Origin of the sequence: Ruegeria arenilitoris (assembly GCF_013030985.1) — a bacterium.
Classification (GTDB): Bacteria; Pseudomonadota; Alphaproteobacteria; order Rhodobacterales; family Rhodobacteraceae; genus Ruegeria; species Ruegeria arenilitoris_B.
In genome coordinates, this window is sequence record NZ_WPYP01000009.1 from 117,384 (window position 1) to 133,199 (window position 15,816).

The window sequence follows — 15,816 nt, forward strand, 5'->3', positions numbered from 1 at the left end:
TTTCTGGCATAATGCTGAAAAAAAAGAGCAGGCAGTGAAACATGGATCGTCGAGCATTTGGAATGGGCGCTATGGCAACGCTGGGTCTTTCGGCCTGTGCCTCAGCCAGCCCGCGATTTCTGACATATGATGGCCCCGAGGTGACCTCTTTGGTCATCAACAAGGGCGCGCGGAAGTTGTACCTTCTGCACAATCAAACCATCCTCAAGGAATACAAGGTTGATTTGGGCTTTGCGCCAAATGGTACAAAGACCAAGCGTGGCGATGGGCGTACGCCCGAGGGCAGCTATCTGATCGACCGCCGCAACCCCAACAGCCGCTATCACCTGTCGCTGGGGATTTCCTATCCGAACTCGAATGACATCGCACAGGCCAAGGCGGCCGGTGTTGACCCGGGCGGCGATATTTTCATTCACGGTCAGCCGAGAAAGCGGTCGGAACTGAAACGCGCCAAAAAGACGCCGGATTGGACCGCGGGCTGCATCGCCGTCAAGAATGAAGAGATCGAAGAGATCTATGCGATGGTGAACAAAGGCACGCTGATCACTCTGCGCCCGTAAGCGGTTTCCAAGACCCGAACCCGAACTGCATATAGTCGCGCTGGTAGGCATCAACCGCCAGCGCCTCGAGCGTGTCGTTGTATATCTCGGCCAGCGTGAACGGGGTTTCCGGTGCGGTCAGGCCGGGTGTCGGCGGGCCTTCATGCCCCATCCGACGCGCCAGATCGGGCAGGGCGGTGGCGATTTCATCCTCGCGCAGGATCAGGTCAGGAAACGCAAAAGAGGTCATCCCGCCAAGCACCTGAGACTGGCTGCACCACACCCCATCCACCCGCACCGGCGTCTGTCCTGCCAGGTTTTGCCGCAAAAAGGTGAGGAAGGCTGAAAACGCCTCAAGGTGCTGGTCGCGCGAATAGTTGTCTTGGCGCAGCTGACCGGGGATCGGGATCTTGAACCGGTTGCGCAGCATGTTGCGGATTTTCAGGTAGGCACCGGGTTCGGTGCTGAGAATATAGGAACAAAAGGCCGAATGCGCCCGCGCCAATGGGTGCTGCAGCACGGTGAACTTGCGATGCCCGGGATGGGCCTGCAGCCAGCGCCGCGTCTGTTTGCGGTTCTGATTGGTGATCAGCTTGTCGGACTCGGTCGCATCTAGATCAGCCAGCCACTGTGTCACCGGGCCTTCGAGCCCGCCGCGTATTGGCAGGTACATCAGCGGCGTGTCAGGTGCGGCGACATAAGTGCCGATCGCAGGTCCGCGACGAGGCTCGAAATTCGGGGTACGGTGCAGGTTGAAACTGTCGATCCGGGCCAGCGCTTGCTCGGCTTCTTCGGGATTTGTCACCTTCGACAGGACCGGTTCGGGGTTCTGCGGCTTGATCGTGTCGTCGATGGCGGACAGCCGGGACGAAACCCCCAGCCACGCGGCCAGCCCGTTCAGAACATCCAGATTGGTCAGGTCGTCATAGGCGATGTAAAATGCGGTCTGCCCTGTGGTTTGAAGTGCGTTGAGCAACAACAGTTGAAACTCCTGCTGCTGATCCAGGTATTTTTCGAATTCCTGTGCTTCGAACTCAACCTGAGCTTCGCGGCGGCGTTTGATGTTTTTCAGTTGCCACTGCTTGGTCTCGCGCGCGATCTTCAGCGAAACGTAGCTGTCCAGCGGGTTGCGTGTCAGGATGATCTTGGCACAGCGGGGGTCGGACAATGCAGGCTCTAACACACGGGGATCATGCCCCTGAAAGAACCGAAATCCGTTGAGTTCGCCAGGTGCCGACCTGATCGCCTGAACCAGTTTCATCGGGTCGTCATCCCGTTCCTCAAGCGTCACGTCCAGCAGGCTTTCGGATTTGAGACGGCCGATGAAATGCGGATTGAACGCCTCGCCATGGCAGGCGACGCCGTCCAGTGCGTTCAAGTTGAACTCCAACAGGTTGGACCCGGTCCGCATCGCGGCAAGAACGATGAAATAGTCAAATCCGGATGTCATCACGGGCTATTGTACCAGGTAGGGTTTCTTGAACGGTCGGGCGCGGGCGCCAAACACATCATCGGCGGGAAAGTCGCCCATAAGATAGGGGTGCATGCCCTGATTCTTGAGGTTTTGCAGGAACTTCCCGAACCCCGAAAGATCCACCATCAACGGGGCCTCCGTCAGGTGGCTGGCCCGAGGGGTGCCGATTTCCGCAATCACCGTCTGCAGGGGCTCCATCGGAGATTCCACGAATTCCGCCAGCGACCAGGTGCGCAGCCGCGCTTTGGTCCAGACCGAGTTCAGAACCTCGAGCTGTTTGGTTTCGATCTGTTGCAGACGCGCGGCCTCAGTGCGGATGTCGGCGAAATTCTTGTTCGACCGAAACAGCGGGATCGCCCAGGCCCCGGTGATGACCGAGATCTGCGCGTTCCTGTCCCGGGCCAGAAACCAGTTGATCTGTTGGGTGTCTGCCGGACCGAACTGAAAGCACTGGCGCTCGCCCCGCGTGTTCCAGATCAGGTTCGAGACAAAGGCCGTCGGATTATAGTCCCGCAAAACGGCGCAATCGCTGAGAGCCCCGTTGGTGATCGTCGCGCCGCCAGCAAACTCGGCACGTTCGGGGCCGAACAGGTGCCCGTGCACCCGCGCGCCGGTGGTTTCCGCCAGCCAGGGTTCGAACCCTTCGAACAGTTCGGCAAAGCCCTGAAACACCGAATAAGGGAATGAGGTCAGCCCGTTCTCGCTGCCGTGGCGGGGAAAGCGGCTTTGCATATACAGACCGTCGCGCCCATGGGTCCGACGCTCGACCGCTTTCGAGAATACGCGGTCGATCTTGCCCGGGTTGGGCTCGGCCGGTCGCATGGCGCTGTTCTGGTCGGTCAGGAAGGACTGATACAGCCGGTCCGCATGTGGCCAGATTTTACGCGCCACGAAACAGTCGGACCGCCGCAGCAGCTGCAGATGGTCGTCATAGAAAATATGCGGCCGTCCCTGATAGTCGAATTTGGACAGGGTCAGGGACCGGCTTTCGATATGGGTGGAATAGAGCCGTGCCAGCGTCTGGAAATAGCTTTCATCCGGAATCCAGACACGCCGGAAATAGCGGTCATAGGTCTGGCGTCTGGGGTCCTGCAGAATGGCCGAGAGGGTCTGACGGGTCAGGCACCACCACTGGCTGCCCATATGCGGCACCAACCCGTCGGGGATTTTGCGGCGCAAACCGGTGGCGCGCTGCAGCTTTACATAGGCATCGAAAAGCTTGCGGTTCTTGCGCCAGGAAAACGGGAATTGCAGGGTGAACCGCTCCTGATCCAGGCCGCCAATGGTCCAGCTGACATCGGCGGTGGTGGCGCTTTCGATGAAATCGACGCGGGGCCGGTCTGCGAGATAATCGATCAGCTCTTCCACCGGTCGCAACGGCAGGCAGGCACCCGATGAAAGGTAGACATGATGCACATCCGGAAAGACGTTCAGCATCATTTCCGCTGCGGATTGCGAGGCGGCAACGATGCCCCATCCGCCCCATTCGCAGACATGGCGGTCGGAAAACCGGATCAACGGATCGTCGGCGCAAGAGGTGACGAAATCGGAATAGACCCGGGCGGGCACTTTGCGGTCGACGTGGATCACAACCGGGCATCCTGCAGCCGTCCAGTGGCGCGCCACCTGTCCGGCCCGGTGCAGCGCCGTGTGGACCAGCATGACGACACCCAGACGGCTCATGCCCAGTTTCCTTTCGACATCAGGCCCAGAATCTCAAGCTGCCGCCAGTTGATGAGCTTCTCGGACTGTTCGCACCAGAATACCGGCTTGTCCTCCAGCCCCTCGGCATAGGCGCGGTATTCGCCCGAGCGCCGAAAGTGCTGGCGGCGCAGCATCTCTTCCCTGGCTTTTTCGCCCAGCGTGCTGATCAGCTTGGCATGCAGCAACGCGCCGCTGGCCTTCTCGCCGCCCCATTCGTCATAGACCTGATTCAACCCGCGCGGCAGCAGCGAATGGGTCGAGCTGACATAGACATAGCGCCGGTCCCATTTGACCAGTGGGATCTTGTTCAGGGCCGGCGCCTTGGCGGGGGTGTCGCGGAAAAACACACGTGCGCGCGGGCCACCTTGTATCCACAGGTTCCCGTAGACCGGGTTCTTCGTGATCATGTAATTGCCGGAATCGAACCAGCGCGCGATCTGAAACGGGTCCTGCCCCTCGCGGTAGGGTTCCGCGTCCACCGGCCCCTGCGGGTACATGTCGATCAGCATGGTGCCGAAACTGCGCACTGCGCAGCCGTCCAGCCAATCGGTCAGGGCGCGGATCGGGCGGGTGTCGCAGAACGGGTAAATGAAGAACTCATCCGGATCGACGGTCAGAACCCAGTGTCCATGCGCGTACTTGCGCAGCAGGTAATTCGACCAGTCCAGCCCGAACGAGGCCCGTTTGTAGCTGGCCCGCGCGTGCCAGACCGAGGCGTCGGGCTGGCTGGCCAGATACTCGCGCGAACCATCATCGCTGTCATTGTCGACGAACAGGAAATGATCGATGCCCAGCTTGCGGTAATAGTCCATGAAATAGGGCAGGCGGATTTTTTCGTTCCGCAGCACGCTCATCAACAACACGTCGTCGCGTCGGATGTTGGCGGTCTTGTCGGTCACCGGCTTCAGTTGCCGCCGTTTCAGAAGGCAACGCGCAAGGCGACGCTTGCGCCGCAATCTCATCCGGTATGAATCCAACAGGCTCACGCGGTTGCTCTGCCCTTTTTGTTACGCGAGCATGCCCGGGGGCTGGATGGTCCAGAGTGGTGCCGGGCAATTGCCGATTTATGCCACCTTTGCATCTTTCATGGCAACGCATTTAAAAATGGTTAGTCACATATGCGGCTTTTCAGCAAACTTTCCCCATCAGGCCCAAGTTCTGCAACTGTTCCCAGCCCTCATAACGGACCGACTGGGGCGTCCACATGTCGGGGCCGTCTGCGATTGAATCATAGTAGGTCGCAAACTGGTCGGGATCGTGGAAATGTTGGCGCCGCGCTTTCTCGATCTTCGATTTTCCGACCACTTCGGGCAGGAATTTGGTGTGCAGCAGCACACCCGCAGGGATCGCGCCGTCCGGCCCGTCATAGGCTGCGTTCAGGTGCCGGGGCAGGGCGGAATGGCACGAGTTTACAAAGGCATAGCGCCGCGACCACCGGACCAGAGGGATCTTGTTCAGCGTCGGAGAATGACGCGGCTGGTCGGCAAAGAACATACGTTCCCGCGCGCCGCCCTGAACCCACAGATTGCCCAGCGGGCTTTGCCTCTGCGCCCGGTAAGGGCCGGGATCGAACCAGTTCAGAACCTCGGTCGGGTCGGTCTCGGGGCTATAGTTTTGCGTGCTCAGCGGCCCTTTGGGGTAGAGATCCAGCATCAGCGCGCCGAAACCCGCGCGGCCTTGTTGGTCCAACTCTGCGGTCAGGTCCTGAAGGGATTTGTTGTCATGACCTGGATAGATCAGCAGTTCATCGGCATCTACCATCAGGATCCAATGATCGTGCCCATGACGCATTTGCAGCCAGGTGAGCCAATCCAGCCCGTAGCGCGCGGCGCGATAGCTGGCGGGGGCCTGCCACAGCGACACATCCGGTTGATCGCGCAGGAACTCGACTGAGCCGTCATCGCTGTCATTGTCCACGATTAGAAAGTGATCGACACCCAATGCGCGGTAATGGCGGAAGAACCACGGAAGGCGGTTGATCTCATTGCGCAGCGTGGTGAAGGCCAGAATGGCACCGGGCCTGATCTGCGCGGTCCGGTCCTGAAGGCAGGACAGCTGGTGGCGGCTGCGAAAGGATCGCCACAGCAGCCGCCGTCGCTTCAGGCGCAACCGGTACTTTTGCACCCATCCGACGGGGGGAAGCGTATCGGTTGCGGAGTGTGTCATTTGCGGCTCACTTCTCGTAATTGCCGTTCTGGTGCCAGCGCCAGGCATCGCCGATCATCGTCTCCAACGTAGACCTTTTCGGGGTCCAACCCAACTCATCCCCGGCGCGGACCGAACCCGAGACCAGCTTGGTGCAATCCCCGGCGCGGCGGGGGCCGATGGAATAGGGCACCTCGCGGTTGGTGACAGCTTTGGAATGGCCGATCACCTCCATCACCGAAAAGCCTGATCCGGTGCCCAGGTTGAACACCCGGCTGCCCTTGCCTTGTTCCAGCCAGTTCAGGCCCAGCACATGCGCATCGACCAGATCGCAGACATGCACATAATCGCGGATGCAGGTGCCGTCGGGCGTGTCGTAATCGGTGCCGAACACGGTCAGCCCGTCCCGTTTGCCGTCGATGGCGTCCAGCATCAGCGGCACCAGATGGGTTTCGGGGCGGTGGAATTCACCCACCTCGCCCTCCGGATCGGCCCCGGCCACGTTGAAATAGCGGAAGATCACATGGTTCAGCCCATGCGCGGCCTGGAAATCGCGCAGGATATCCTCGATGGCGCGCTTCGAGGCGCCATAGGCGTTCAGCGGTTCCTGCGGCGTGTCTTCGTCCAGCACCACATTGTCATGTTCGCCATAGGTGGCACAGGTCGATGAGAACACGAAGTTCAGGCAGCCCGCGGCGACGGCGGCTTCGATCAGGGACAACGAGCCGGTGACGTTGTTGGTCCAGTATTTACCGGGCTCGGACATTGCCTCGCCCACCTGGCTGAGCGCGGCAAAGTGCATTACGGCGGCGGGCTGATACTTGGCAAAAACCTCATCCAGACGGGCGCGGTCCAGCAGGTCGCCCTGTTCGAACGGGCCGAATTTCACCGCGTCCTGCCAGCCTGTGATCAGGTTGTCATAGGTCACAGGCGTATAGCCCGCCTGCGCCAGCGCCTTGCAGGCGTGCGACCCGATATATCCGGCGCCGCCGGTCACAAGAATGTTGGTCATCTATTATTCCGATCAAATATGGTGTGCATTGCCATGCCGGAGGGCTGGCAAGGGGCGCGGGGCAGTTATCAATCCAGCCCCATCGCCATCATCATCTCTTCCAGCTTGGGGACGTCCTGTGGGTTGTTCAGCTCCCAAAACTGGCGGCCTTTGGCCTCGACCTCGACGCACAGAACCTTGCGACCGTTCTCCATGAAGCGCAGCTGTTCCAGCCCTTCCAGTTTCTCCAGCGGGCCAACGGGCCAGGTGGGATAGGCGGCCAGTGCATCGGGGCGATAGGCATAGACGCCGACATGGTGGAAGACCGGGGTCGCGTCGTCCCCGCCATAGGTTTCGGCGGTGTAAGGGACAACCTCTTTCGAGAAATACATGGCGCTGTTGTCGGCGGCGAAAACCGCAGTTGTACCGCCGACGCGACCGTTCTTGCGGTCGTTCAGCAGGCTGTTCAGCGCGTCGCCGTCGCAGCGCAGAACCGGTGTGGCGACACCGGCCTCGGGCGCGGCGCGCAGACCGGCGATCAGGTCTTCGACGAACCAGTGCGGGGTCAGTGGCGCGTCTCCCTGCAGGTTGACCACAATGTCATATCCTGCGCCCAGGTTTGCGTGAGTCTCGGCGCAGCGTTCGGTGCCATTGCCGCAGGTTTCCGAGGTCATCACAACCTCGGCCCCAAAGCCTTCGGCGACCTCGCGGATGCGGTCGTCATCGGTGGCAACAACCACCTTGTCGACACCCGAGACCGAACAGGCCGCGCGCCAGGACCGTTCGATCAGGGTCATCGCGTTGCCACTGGCGCCGGTCAGCGGAACCAGCGGTTTGCCCGGATAGCGGGTCGAGGCGTAACGGGCGGGAATAGCGATCAGAACGGACATCAGGCCTCCTTCAGCTCAACACCCGGAGCGTAGGCGATGAAGAACGGGTTTGCATAGCCGTCCTTGCCGTAAGTCAACGGTTCGTGGCTGTCGAACCGGACCACATTGCCGCCGGCACCGGCCAGCACGGCGTGGCCTGCGGCGGTGTCCCATTCCATCGTGCGGCCAACGCGGGGGTACAGATCCGCCTCGCCAGTGGCGACCAGACAGAATTTCAGCGACGAGCCCGCGCTCTTGCTGTCCTGCACCTGATACTTGTTGATGTAATCCTCGGTCGCCTGATCCCGGTGCGACTTGGATGCCACGATCAACAGTGCGGAGTTGTTCGGTTTAGATACTGAAATCGGTGTCAAATACCCCGCCTGCGCCTTGTCCAGCGCGCCGGTTTCCTCGACCGATTGACCATCGGCCTGCGTATAGAACATGCGTCCCTTGGCGGGGGCATACACAACGCCGCGGGTCGGCACGCCGTTCTCTACCAACGCGATGTTCACCGTGAAATCGCCACGGCGGTTGATGAATTCCTTGGTGCCGTCCAGCGGATCGACGATCAGGAACGTATCACCCTTTTCCGAGTGTGAGGCAGCCTGTTCCTCGGTCACCAGCAGGATGTCGGGGAAGGCGTCGCGCAGACCAGCCGAGATCAGCGCATCGGCGGCCTCGTCCGCTTCGGTCACGGGGCTGGCGTCGGATTTGACTTTGACGTCGAAATCGTCCGAATTGTAAATCTCCATGATCTTGTCGCCCGCTTCCAGGGCCAGACGTCGAATGACGGGGATGAGGGCGTCGTAGGTCACAAAAATGCTCCGTTCCTGTGATTTGTTGATCGAATATCCTGACGGCCTTATGATGTGCCGGTTACGGATCGGCAAGAAATTCGTGGCAGATTGCAGGCGAAAAAACGGGAAAGACGCTTCGGGTGTATTATTTCAAGCGAAACCAGACACTACTGGGCGGCGCGTTCACAACCGCCGAGCTTATTTTCCATGCCGTCGTGCGTAGCGTTCGGTCGCAGCACAGCAACGCGGTGCTGGCCATAATTGTCAACATCCTGCAGGTCCTGGCCCTGGTCGCGGTGTTTTACACGATCATGTCCTTCCTGGGTCCGCGTATTGCCAAAATCCGCGGTGAGTTCATCCTGTATGTGCTGTCTGGCGTGTTTTTGTTCGTAACGCATTTGAGGGCGGTCAGTTCGGTGGCGGGCGTCAGCACTGGGGGCAACCCGATGATGCTGCACTCGCCGATGAACATGATGGTCATGCTGCTGGCGACCGCATTTGGCACGCTTTATACGCAGATTGTCACGATCATTGTCATTCTGTTCCTCTACAGCGTCGCGGTCGCCCCGATCGAGATTCAGGATCCCGGCGGCGCGTTTGGCATGTTGATGCTGGCGTGGTTCACCGGGTGTTCCGTGGGTGTGGTGTTCATGGCCCTGAAACCATGGTTTCCGACCGTTTCCACGATCGTCAAAAACATCTACCGCCGTCTGAACATGATCTTTTCGGGAAAGATGTTTGTGGCAAATGCGCTCGGCGGCGCCACGCTGGCCATGTTTGCGTGGAACCCATTGTTCCACATCATCGACCAGTGCCGGGGGTTTGTTTTCCGCAATTACTATCCGCGCAATACCAGTTGGGAATACGCGCTTTGGGTGGGGCTGGCCTTGCTGCTGATCGGGCTTCTGGGCATCTTTTTCTCGCGCCAGCACGTGTCGCAGAGCTGGGATGCACGTCGCTAGCCTGCCACGCGCAGGGTCAGGTTGATCCGACCGCCCTTGGGTAGCAGTTTCGAAGACCCGAACCGGATTCGGTCGATCCCGTGATAGGTCAGCCGGGCTGGGCCGCCCATGATCACCACATCGCCCGAGTTCAGCCAGATCGACTCGGTCTTGCCGCCGCGGGTCTGGTTGCCGATGCGAAACAGGGCGTCATCCCCCAATGAGATCGACAGCACGGGCCAGGAGAAATCCGCCTCATCCTTGTCCTGATGCAGGCCCATTCGGGCGCCTTCGCCATAATAGTTGATCAGGCAGCAATCGGGATCACGGTCCGGGCTGGCCAGTTCGCGCCAGATATCAAGGATAGGATCGGGGATCGCGGGCCAGCCCGCCCCCTTGGGATGCTGTGGCTGGTACCTGTAGCCGGCCTTGTCCGTCACCCAGCCCAGCGACCCGGCCGAGGTCATGCGCACCGACATCTCCTTGCCCGATGGCGTCACCGGTCGGAACAAGGGGGCCGATTTCAGTATCGGGCGCAGCACCTCGATCAGCTGCGTCTGAGCTGCGCTATCCAGATAGCCTTTCCTGATATCAAAACCGCGCAAAAGCAGTCGCGCCATTCAAGATTCCCCAATCCTTGCCAAAACCTTGCGAAAAAGGCCGCAGATTCCCGAAAACCTGCCTTTTACAACGCTTGCAGGCCTCTGATCCCGCCCTTATATACGCCGGGACGCGCGATGGTGTAGGGCCGTTCGCGCATATCAGATCGGGGCCGGGTGCCATAACGGGTCCGGACCTCGGACATCGCCTTGAAGAGAAAGGGATTGAACATATGGGAAAAGTAATCGGGATTGACCTCGGAACCACCAACTCGTGTGTGGCCATCATGGACGGCTCGCAGCCGAAGGTCATCGAAAACGCCGAAGGGGCGCGGACCACGCCCTCGATCGTCGCCTTCACCGAAGATGAGCGACTGGTCGGTCAGCCTGCAAAACGTCAGGCGGTCACCAACCCCGACAACACGATATTTGGCGTCAAGCGCCTGATCGGTCGTCGTGTGGATGATGCAGAAGTCGAAAAAGATAAGAAAATGGTGCCGTACGCCATCGTCGATGGCGGCAATGGTGACGCGTGGGTTGAAGCCCGCGGTGAAAAGTACTCCCCAAGCCAGATCTCGGCCTTCACTCTGGGCAAGATGAAGGAAACAGCCGAGAGCTATCTGGGTGAGGAAGTCACACAGGCGGTTATCACCGTTCCGGCATATTTCAACGACGCACAGCGTCAGGCCACCAAAGACGCCGGTAAAATCGCTGGTCTCGAAGTGCTGCGGATCATCAACGAACCGACAGCGGCTGCTCTGGCCTATGGTCTGGACAAGGAAGAAACCCAAACCATCGCGGTCTATGACCTTGGTGGCGGTACTTTCGACGTGACCATTCTGGAAATCGACGACGGCCTGTTCGAGGTCAAGTCGACCAACGGCGACACCTTCTTGGGTGGTGAAGACTTTGACATGCGCATCGTCAACTACCTGGCGGATGAGTTCAAAAAGGAACACGGCGTCGATCTGTCTGCCGACAAGATGGCCCTGCAGCGTCTGAAGGAAGCCGCTGAAAAAGCCAAGATTGAGCTGTCCTCGACCTCGCAAACCGAAATCAACCAGCCGTTCATCTCGATGGGCTCGAACGGTCAGCCGCTGCACATGGTCATGAAACTGACCCGTGCCAAGCTGGAATCGCTGGTTGGCGACCTGATCAAGAAGTCGATGAAGCCTTGTGCCGCTGCTCTGAAAGACGCGGGTCTGTCGGCTGCTGACGTCGACGAAGTCGTTCTGGTTGGTGGTATGACCCGGATGCCGAAAGTGATCGAAGAGGTCACCAAGTTCTTCGGCAAAGAGCCGCACAAGGGCGTGAACCCGGACGAAGTGGTTGCCATGGGCGCCGCCATTCAGGCCGGTGTTCTGCAGGGTGACGTCAAAGACGTGGTTCTGCTGGACGTAACCCCGCTGTCGCTGGGTATCGAGACGCTGGGTGGCGTGTTCACCCGTCTGATCGACCGCAACACCACGATCCCGACGAAAAAGTCTCAGGTCTTCTCGACCGCTGAAGACAATCAGAACGCCGTGACCATCCGCTGTTTCCAGGGGGAACGTGAAATGGCTGCGGACAACAAGATCCTGGGTCAGTTCAACCTCGAAGATATCCCGCCCGCACCGCGCGGTATGCCTCAGATCGAGGTGACTTTTGATATCGATGCCAACGGCATTGTCTCGGTTTCGGCCAAGGACAAAGGCACTGGCAAAGAGCAGAAGATCACCATCCAGGCTTCTGGCGGTCTGTCGGACGAGGATATCGACAAGATGGTCAAGGACGCCGAAGAGAACGCGGAAGCCGACAAGGAACGCCGCGAGCTGGTCGACGCCAAGAACCAGGCGGAAAGCCTCATCCACTCGACCGAGAAGTCGATGGAAGAGCACGCCGACAAGGTCGACCCGACCACCATCGAAGCCATCGAGCTGGCGATTGCCGCACTGAAGGACGAGCTGGAAACCGAAAACGCCGACAAGATCAAGTCCGGCATCCAGAATGTCACCGAAGCGGCCATGAAGCTGGGTGAGGCCATCTACAAGGCGCAAGCCGAAGAGGTCGAAGATGAGCCCGCAGCGGCAGATGCTGCTCCGGCCGGTGACGACGACATTGTCGATGCCGAGTTCGAAGATCTGGACGACGACAAACGTAACTAACGGGTAACCGGGCCAATGCGGGCCGGTCCGGTTGCCGGGCCGGCCCGATTACGTTGAGGCAGAAGGAAACACTGATGTCAAAACGCGACTACTATGATGTGCTCGGCGTAGCTAAGGGCGCATCGGCGGACGAGATCAAGAAGGGCTTTCGCAAGAAGGCCAAGGAATTGCATCCCGACCGCAACAAGGACAACCCGGATGCCGAGGCCCAGTTCAAGGAAGCGAACGAAGCCTATGACGTGCTGCGCGATGCCGACAAAAAGGCAGCCTATGACCGTTTTGGTCATGCCGCGTTTGAAAACGGCATGGGTGGCGGTGGACGTCCGGGCGGCGGTTTTGGTCAGGGCGATTTCTCCAGCGCGTTTTCGGATGTGTTCGACGATCTGTTCGGCGATTTCATGGGTGGCCAGCGCGGTGGCGCTGGTGGCGGACGTCGCGCCGCGCGCGGGTCCGACCTGCGCTATAACCTGCGCGTGACGTTGGAAGAGGCATTCTCGGGCCTGCAGAAAACCATCAGCGTTCCCGCTGCCGTGGCCTGTTCGGCCTGTGACGGCTCGGGCGCGGAAGGTGGCGTGGAGCCGACCACCTGTCCGACCTGCTCGGGCATGGGCAAGGTTCGTGCACAGCAGGGCTTTTTTACCGTTGAACGCTCCTGCCCGACCTGTTCCGGTCTGGGTCAGATCATCAAGAACCCCTGTAAATCCTGCGGTGGCGCAGGCCGCGTTGAGAGAGAACGCGCGCTGTCCGTGAACATCCCCGCCGGTGTCGAAACCGGTACTCGTATCCGTCTGGCGGGTGAGGGTGAAGCCGGGATGCGTGGTGGTCCTCCGGGTGATCTCTATATTTTTGTCGAGGTGTCGGATCACAAGCTGTTCGAACGTGACAGCGTGAACCTCTATTGCCGCGTGCCGGTCAGCATGGCCAAGGCCGCGCTGGGCGGATCGATCGAAGTACCCACCATCGACGGTGGTCGCGGGCGCGTGCAAATCCCGGCTGGCAGCCAATCAGGCCGCCAGATGCGCCTGCGCGGCAAGGGCATGCCTGCCCTGCGCGGAGGCGGCGTCGGCGACATGTTTATCGAACTGGCTGTGGAAACACCCGTCAACCTGACCAGCCGCCAGAAAGAACTGCTGAAAGAGTTCGATGATCTGGGTGAGGACAACCACCCGGAATCAAATAGCTTTTTCTCATCCGTCAAGTCCTTCTGGGACGGGATGAAAGGCTGATACAACAAAACAGGCCGCTCCGATTGGGGCGGCCTTTTGATTTGGGGGCTCTGCCCCCGTCGCCCTTTGGGCACCTCCCCCGGGATATTTTTAGCCAGATGAAGCTGGGATCCGCTCTTCATCTGGCCGGTAGTGCCTCGGAGCGCGAGGCGGAGCCTCGTTAAATCCCTTCAATTCACACCGCGCACAGATTGGTCTTATTTATCCGCCGTATGTGGTCCTATGAACCGAAGATTGCCGCTTGATTTCCACTCCTCCACCTGAGATTGTCCGCCCAACCGTTGGGGTGCCCCGATCAAGGGGCTGAGAGGCGTGAATGCGCTAACCCATCGAACCTGATCCGGGCAATACCGGCGTAGGGAACGGTCGTATACACTACAGACGTTTTCCATGCTGCGCGTTGCCCATTGATGATGGAGCAACGATATGGCGCATATTGCCCTGACTATTGCGGGCTCGGACAGCGGCGGCGGGGCCGGGATACAGGCGGATCTCAAGGCGATGTCCGCTTTGGGCGTCTACGGGGCCAGCGTGATTACCGCAGTAACGGCGCAGAATACCCGGGCCGTAACGGCGGTGCATGGGATTCCGCTGGATGTGGTTTCCGCCCAGATTGAGGCCGTGCTGACCGATCTGGACGTTGGTGCGATCAAGATCGGGATGCTGGCGACTCCGGAGATTATTCAGACGGTCGCGGATGCCATTGTCAGGTTTGATGGTCCGATTGTGCTGGACCCGGTGATGATCGCCAAATCCGGCGATGCGTTGCTGGCGCAGGATGCAGTGCTGACTTTACGCGACATCCTTCTACCTCGGGCTACCGTATTGACCCCTAACCTGCCGGAAGCTGCCTGTTTGCTAGGAGCTACCGAAGCTGAAACCCCCGACCAGATGATCGCGCAGGGGCTTGCCTTGTGTGAGTTAGGCGCAAGTTCGGTATTGATGAAGGGCGGGCATGGCCGCGGGGCTGTCTGCCATGATCTGCTGGTTGATGCCTCCGGTCTGGTGGCGGAATTCACCGCCCCTCGATGCGAGACGCGGAACACGCATGGCACAGGGTGCACCTTGTCGTCATCGATTGCGGCGGGGCTGGCGCGGGGGCTTGGCCTGACAGACGCGGTTACACAGGCACATGAGTATCTGCAAGGGGCTATCACCTTCGCGGACGGTCTGATGATTGGCCAGGGGCACGGGCCGGTGCATCACTTCCACCGGGTCTGGCCCGCGTGACGGTCTGGTCTGTCATAGGGTCTGGTGTCGCCGGGTTGGCCGTGGCCAGTGAACTTGTTTCACGTGGTGCCAGGGTTCAGGTGTTCGATCCCGCTGGTCCCCCGGGTCCGCATGGGTGTTCCTGGTGGGCGGGCGGTATGCTGGCCCCATGGTGTGAGTATGAAAACGCCGAGGAACCGGTTCTGCGCCTGGGTCAGTCTGCGCTGGACTGGTGGGCGGCACGCACTCGGGTGGAAAGGCGGGGTACGCTGGTCGTGGCCAACCCGCGTGACCTGCCCGATCTGCGCCGGTTTGCCCGGCGGACCGAAGGGTATAGCGAGGTCGAACAGTCCAATATAGCCGAATTAGAGCCTGAATTGCATGGATTCACCAAGGGTCTCCATTTCAAGAACGAAGCCCATCTGGACCCACGCCAAGCCTTGCGGGACCTTCATAAGCAACTGGTGGACCAAGGCGTAGAATTCTACCGCAAACTCGCCCCATTGCGGCTTGAAAACGCAATCGACTGTCGCGGATTGCACGCCCGCGAGGTGCTGCACGATCTGCGCGGCGTGAAGGGCGAGATGCTGGTGATCCGCTGCCCGGATGTCACCCTGACCCGGCCCGTGCGTCTGCTGCACCCAAGGATGCCGCTTTACATCGTGCCGCGCGGGGGCGGCATCTACATGCTGGGCGCGACGATGATCGAAAGCGAGGACAGCAGCCGCATCACCGCGCGCTCGATGCTGGAACTGCTCAGCGCGGCTTATGCGCTGAACCCCGCATTTGGTGAGGCCGAAGTGTTGGAAATTGGCGTCGATCTGCGCCCGGCCTTTCCCGACAACCTGCCGCGTATCCGTCGGCTGGGGCGCACGATCTATGCCAATGGTCTCTATCGCCATGGCTATCTGCTGGCCCCGGCTCTGGCGCAGGGCGTGGCGGATCTGGCGCTGGACAACAATCATTCGGAGATGATCGATGAAGATCGTGCTTAATGGAGAACCGCGCGAGTTGCGCGCTGAAACCCTCTCGGACCTGCTGGTCGAGTGTGGCTTTTCGGGGCGGGTGGCGACGGCCGTGAATGAGGATTTCGTGCCCGCGGGTCTGCGGATTGCCCACAAGCTGTCCGACGGTGACCGGGTCGAAGTCGTCGCGCCGATGCAAGGGGGCTGAGG

Annotated in this window: 15 protein-coding genes and 1 riboswitch; of the genes, 7 read left to right on the top strand and 8 right to left on the bottom strand. The window is 60.1% G+C overall.

Annotated features, from left to right (window positions below):
- Positions 1-41 precede the first annotated feature (41 nt).
- Complete coding sequence (locus GOX88_RS17775; protein ID WP_170404846.1) at positions 42-560, top strand: L,D-transpeptidase family protein; 519 nt, start codon at positions 42-44, stop codon at positions 558-560.
- Here the strand turns inward: GOX88_RS17775 and GOX88_RS17780 are convergent.
- The 7 genes from GOX88_RS17780 to cysQ form a co-directional block, all read right to left on the bottom strand.
- Positions 544-1,989: a nodulation protein NodH gene (locus tag GOX88_RS17780; RefSeq protein WP_170404849.1), complete on the bottom strand. Its 1,446-nt coding sequence runs from the start codon at positions 1,987-1,989 to the stop codon at positions 544-546. The genes GOX88_RS17775 and GOX88_RS17780 overlap by 17 nt on opposite strands.
- 6 nt (positions 1,990-1,995) lie before the next feature.
- On the bottom strand, positions 1,996-3,696 hold the full coding sequence (locus tag GOX88_RS17785; RefSeq protein ID WP_170404852.1) for a DUF5927 domain-containing protein: 1,701 nt from the start codon (positions 3,694-3,696) through the stop codon (positions 1,996-1,998).
- Positions 3,693-4,679, bottom strand: a complete 987-nt coding sequence (locus tag GOX88_RS17790; protein ID WP_170405147.1) for a glycosyltransferase family 2 protein — start codon at positions 4,677-4,679, stop codon at positions 3,693-3,695. Before GOX88_RS17790 ends, GOX88_RS17785 begins: the two co-directional genes overlap by 4 nt.
- Positions 4,680-4,845: 166 nt before the next feature.
- Complete coding sequence (locus tag GOX88_RS17795; RefSeq protein ID WP_170404855.1) at positions 4,846-5,883, bottom strand: glycosyltransferase family 2 protein; 1,038 nt, start codon at positions 5,881-5,883, stop codon at positions 4,846-4,848.
- Positions 5,884-5,890: 7 nt separating this feature from the next.
- Positions 5,891-6,874 carry a UDP-glucose 4-epimerase GalE gene (galE, locus tag GOX88_RS17800; protein WP_170404858.1) on the bottom strand — a complete coding sequence of 328 codons (984 nt, stop codon included), beginning with the start codon at positions 6,872-6,874 and terminating at the stop codon, positions 5,891-5,893.
- 68 nt (positions 6,875-6,942) lie between these two features.
- A complete protein-coding gene (locus tag GOX88_RS17805) occupies positions 6,943-7,743 on the bottom strand; it encodes a 3-deoxy-manno-octulosonate cytidylyltransferase (RefSeq protein ID WP_170404861.1) in 801 nt (266 codons plus the stop codon).
- Positions 7,743-8,540: a 3'(2'),5'-bisphosphate nucleotidase CysQ gene (cysQ, locus tag GOX88_RS17810; RefSeq protein ID WP_170404864.1), complete on the bottom strand. Its 798-nt coding sequence runs from the start codon at positions 8,538-8,540 to the stop codon at positions 7,743-7,745. The genes GOX88_RS17805 and cysQ overlap by 1 nt, the downstream gene beginning before the upstream one ends.
- Positions 8,541-8,662: 122 nt before the next feature.
- Here cysQ and GOX88_RS17815 point away from each other — a divergent pair, with 122 nt between their 5' ends.
- The gene (locus GOX88_RS17815) at positions 8,663-9,484 is read left to right on the top strand and encodes an ABC transporter permease (RefSeq protein WP_170404867.1); all 822 of its coding nucleotides are present in this window, start codon (positions 8,663-8,665) and stop codon (positions 9,482-9,484) included.
- On the opposite strand, the gene GOX88_RS17820 is transcribed toward GOX88_RS17815, so the two are convergent.
- Entirely contained in the window at positions 9,481-10,083 is a 603-nt protein-coding gene (locus tag GOX88_RS17820; RefSeq protein WP_170404870.1) for an alpha-ketoglutarate-dependent dioxygenase AlkB family protein, read from the bottom strand. The genes GOX88_RS17815 and GOX88_RS17820 overlap by 4 nt on opposite strands.
- Before the next feature lie 212 nt (positions 10,084-10,295).
- On the opposite strand from GOX88_RS17820, the gene dnaK reads away from it, so the two are divergent.
- From dnaK to thiS, 5 genes are all read left to right on the top strand, one after another.
- On the top strand, positions 10,296-12,206 hold the full coding sequence (dnaK, locus tag GOX88_RS17825) for a molecular chaperone DnaK (protein ID WP_170404872.1): 1,911 nt from the start codon (positions 10,296-10,298) through the stop codon (positions 12,204-12,206).
- A gap of 74 nt (positions 12,207-12,280) precedes the next feature.
- A complete protein-coding gene (gene dnaJ / locus GOX88_RS17830) occupies positions 12,281-13,432 on the top strand; it encodes a molecular chaperone DnaJ (RefSeq protein WP_170404875.1) in 1,152 nt (383 codons plus the stop codon).
- A 272-nt stretch (positions 13,433-13,704) separates the two neighbouring features.
- Positions 13,705-13,811, top strand: a riboswitch (TPP riboswitch).
- 47 nt (positions 13,812-13,858) lie between these two features.
- The gene (gene thiD, locus GOX88_RS17835) at positions 13,859-14,662 is read left to right on the top strand and encodes a bifunctional hydroxymethylpyrimidine kinase/phosphomethylpyrimidine kinase (RefSeq protein WP_170404878.1); all 804 of its coding nucleotides are present in this window, start codon (positions 13,859-13,861) and stop codon (positions 14,660-14,662) included.
- Positions 14,659-15,636 carry an FAD-dependent oxidoreductase gene (locus GOX88_RS17840; RefSeq protein WP_170404881.1) on the top strand — a complete coding sequence of 326 codons (978 nt, stop codon included), beginning with the start codon at positions 14,659-14,661 and terminating at the stop codon, positions 15,634-15,636. The genes thiD and GOX88_RS17840 overlap by 4 nt, the downstream gene beginning before the upstream one ends.
- Positions 15,620-15,814 (top strand): sulfur carrier protein ThiS, encoded by a 195-nt coding sequence (gene thiS, locus GOX88_RS17845; protein ID WP_170404884.1) that lies wholly within the window; start codon positions 15,620-15,622, stop codon positions 15,812-15,814. The genes GOX88_RS17840 and thiS overlap by 17 nt, the downstream gene beginning before the upstream one ends.
- The last annotated feature ends 2 nt before the right edge of the window (positions 15,815-15,816 follow it).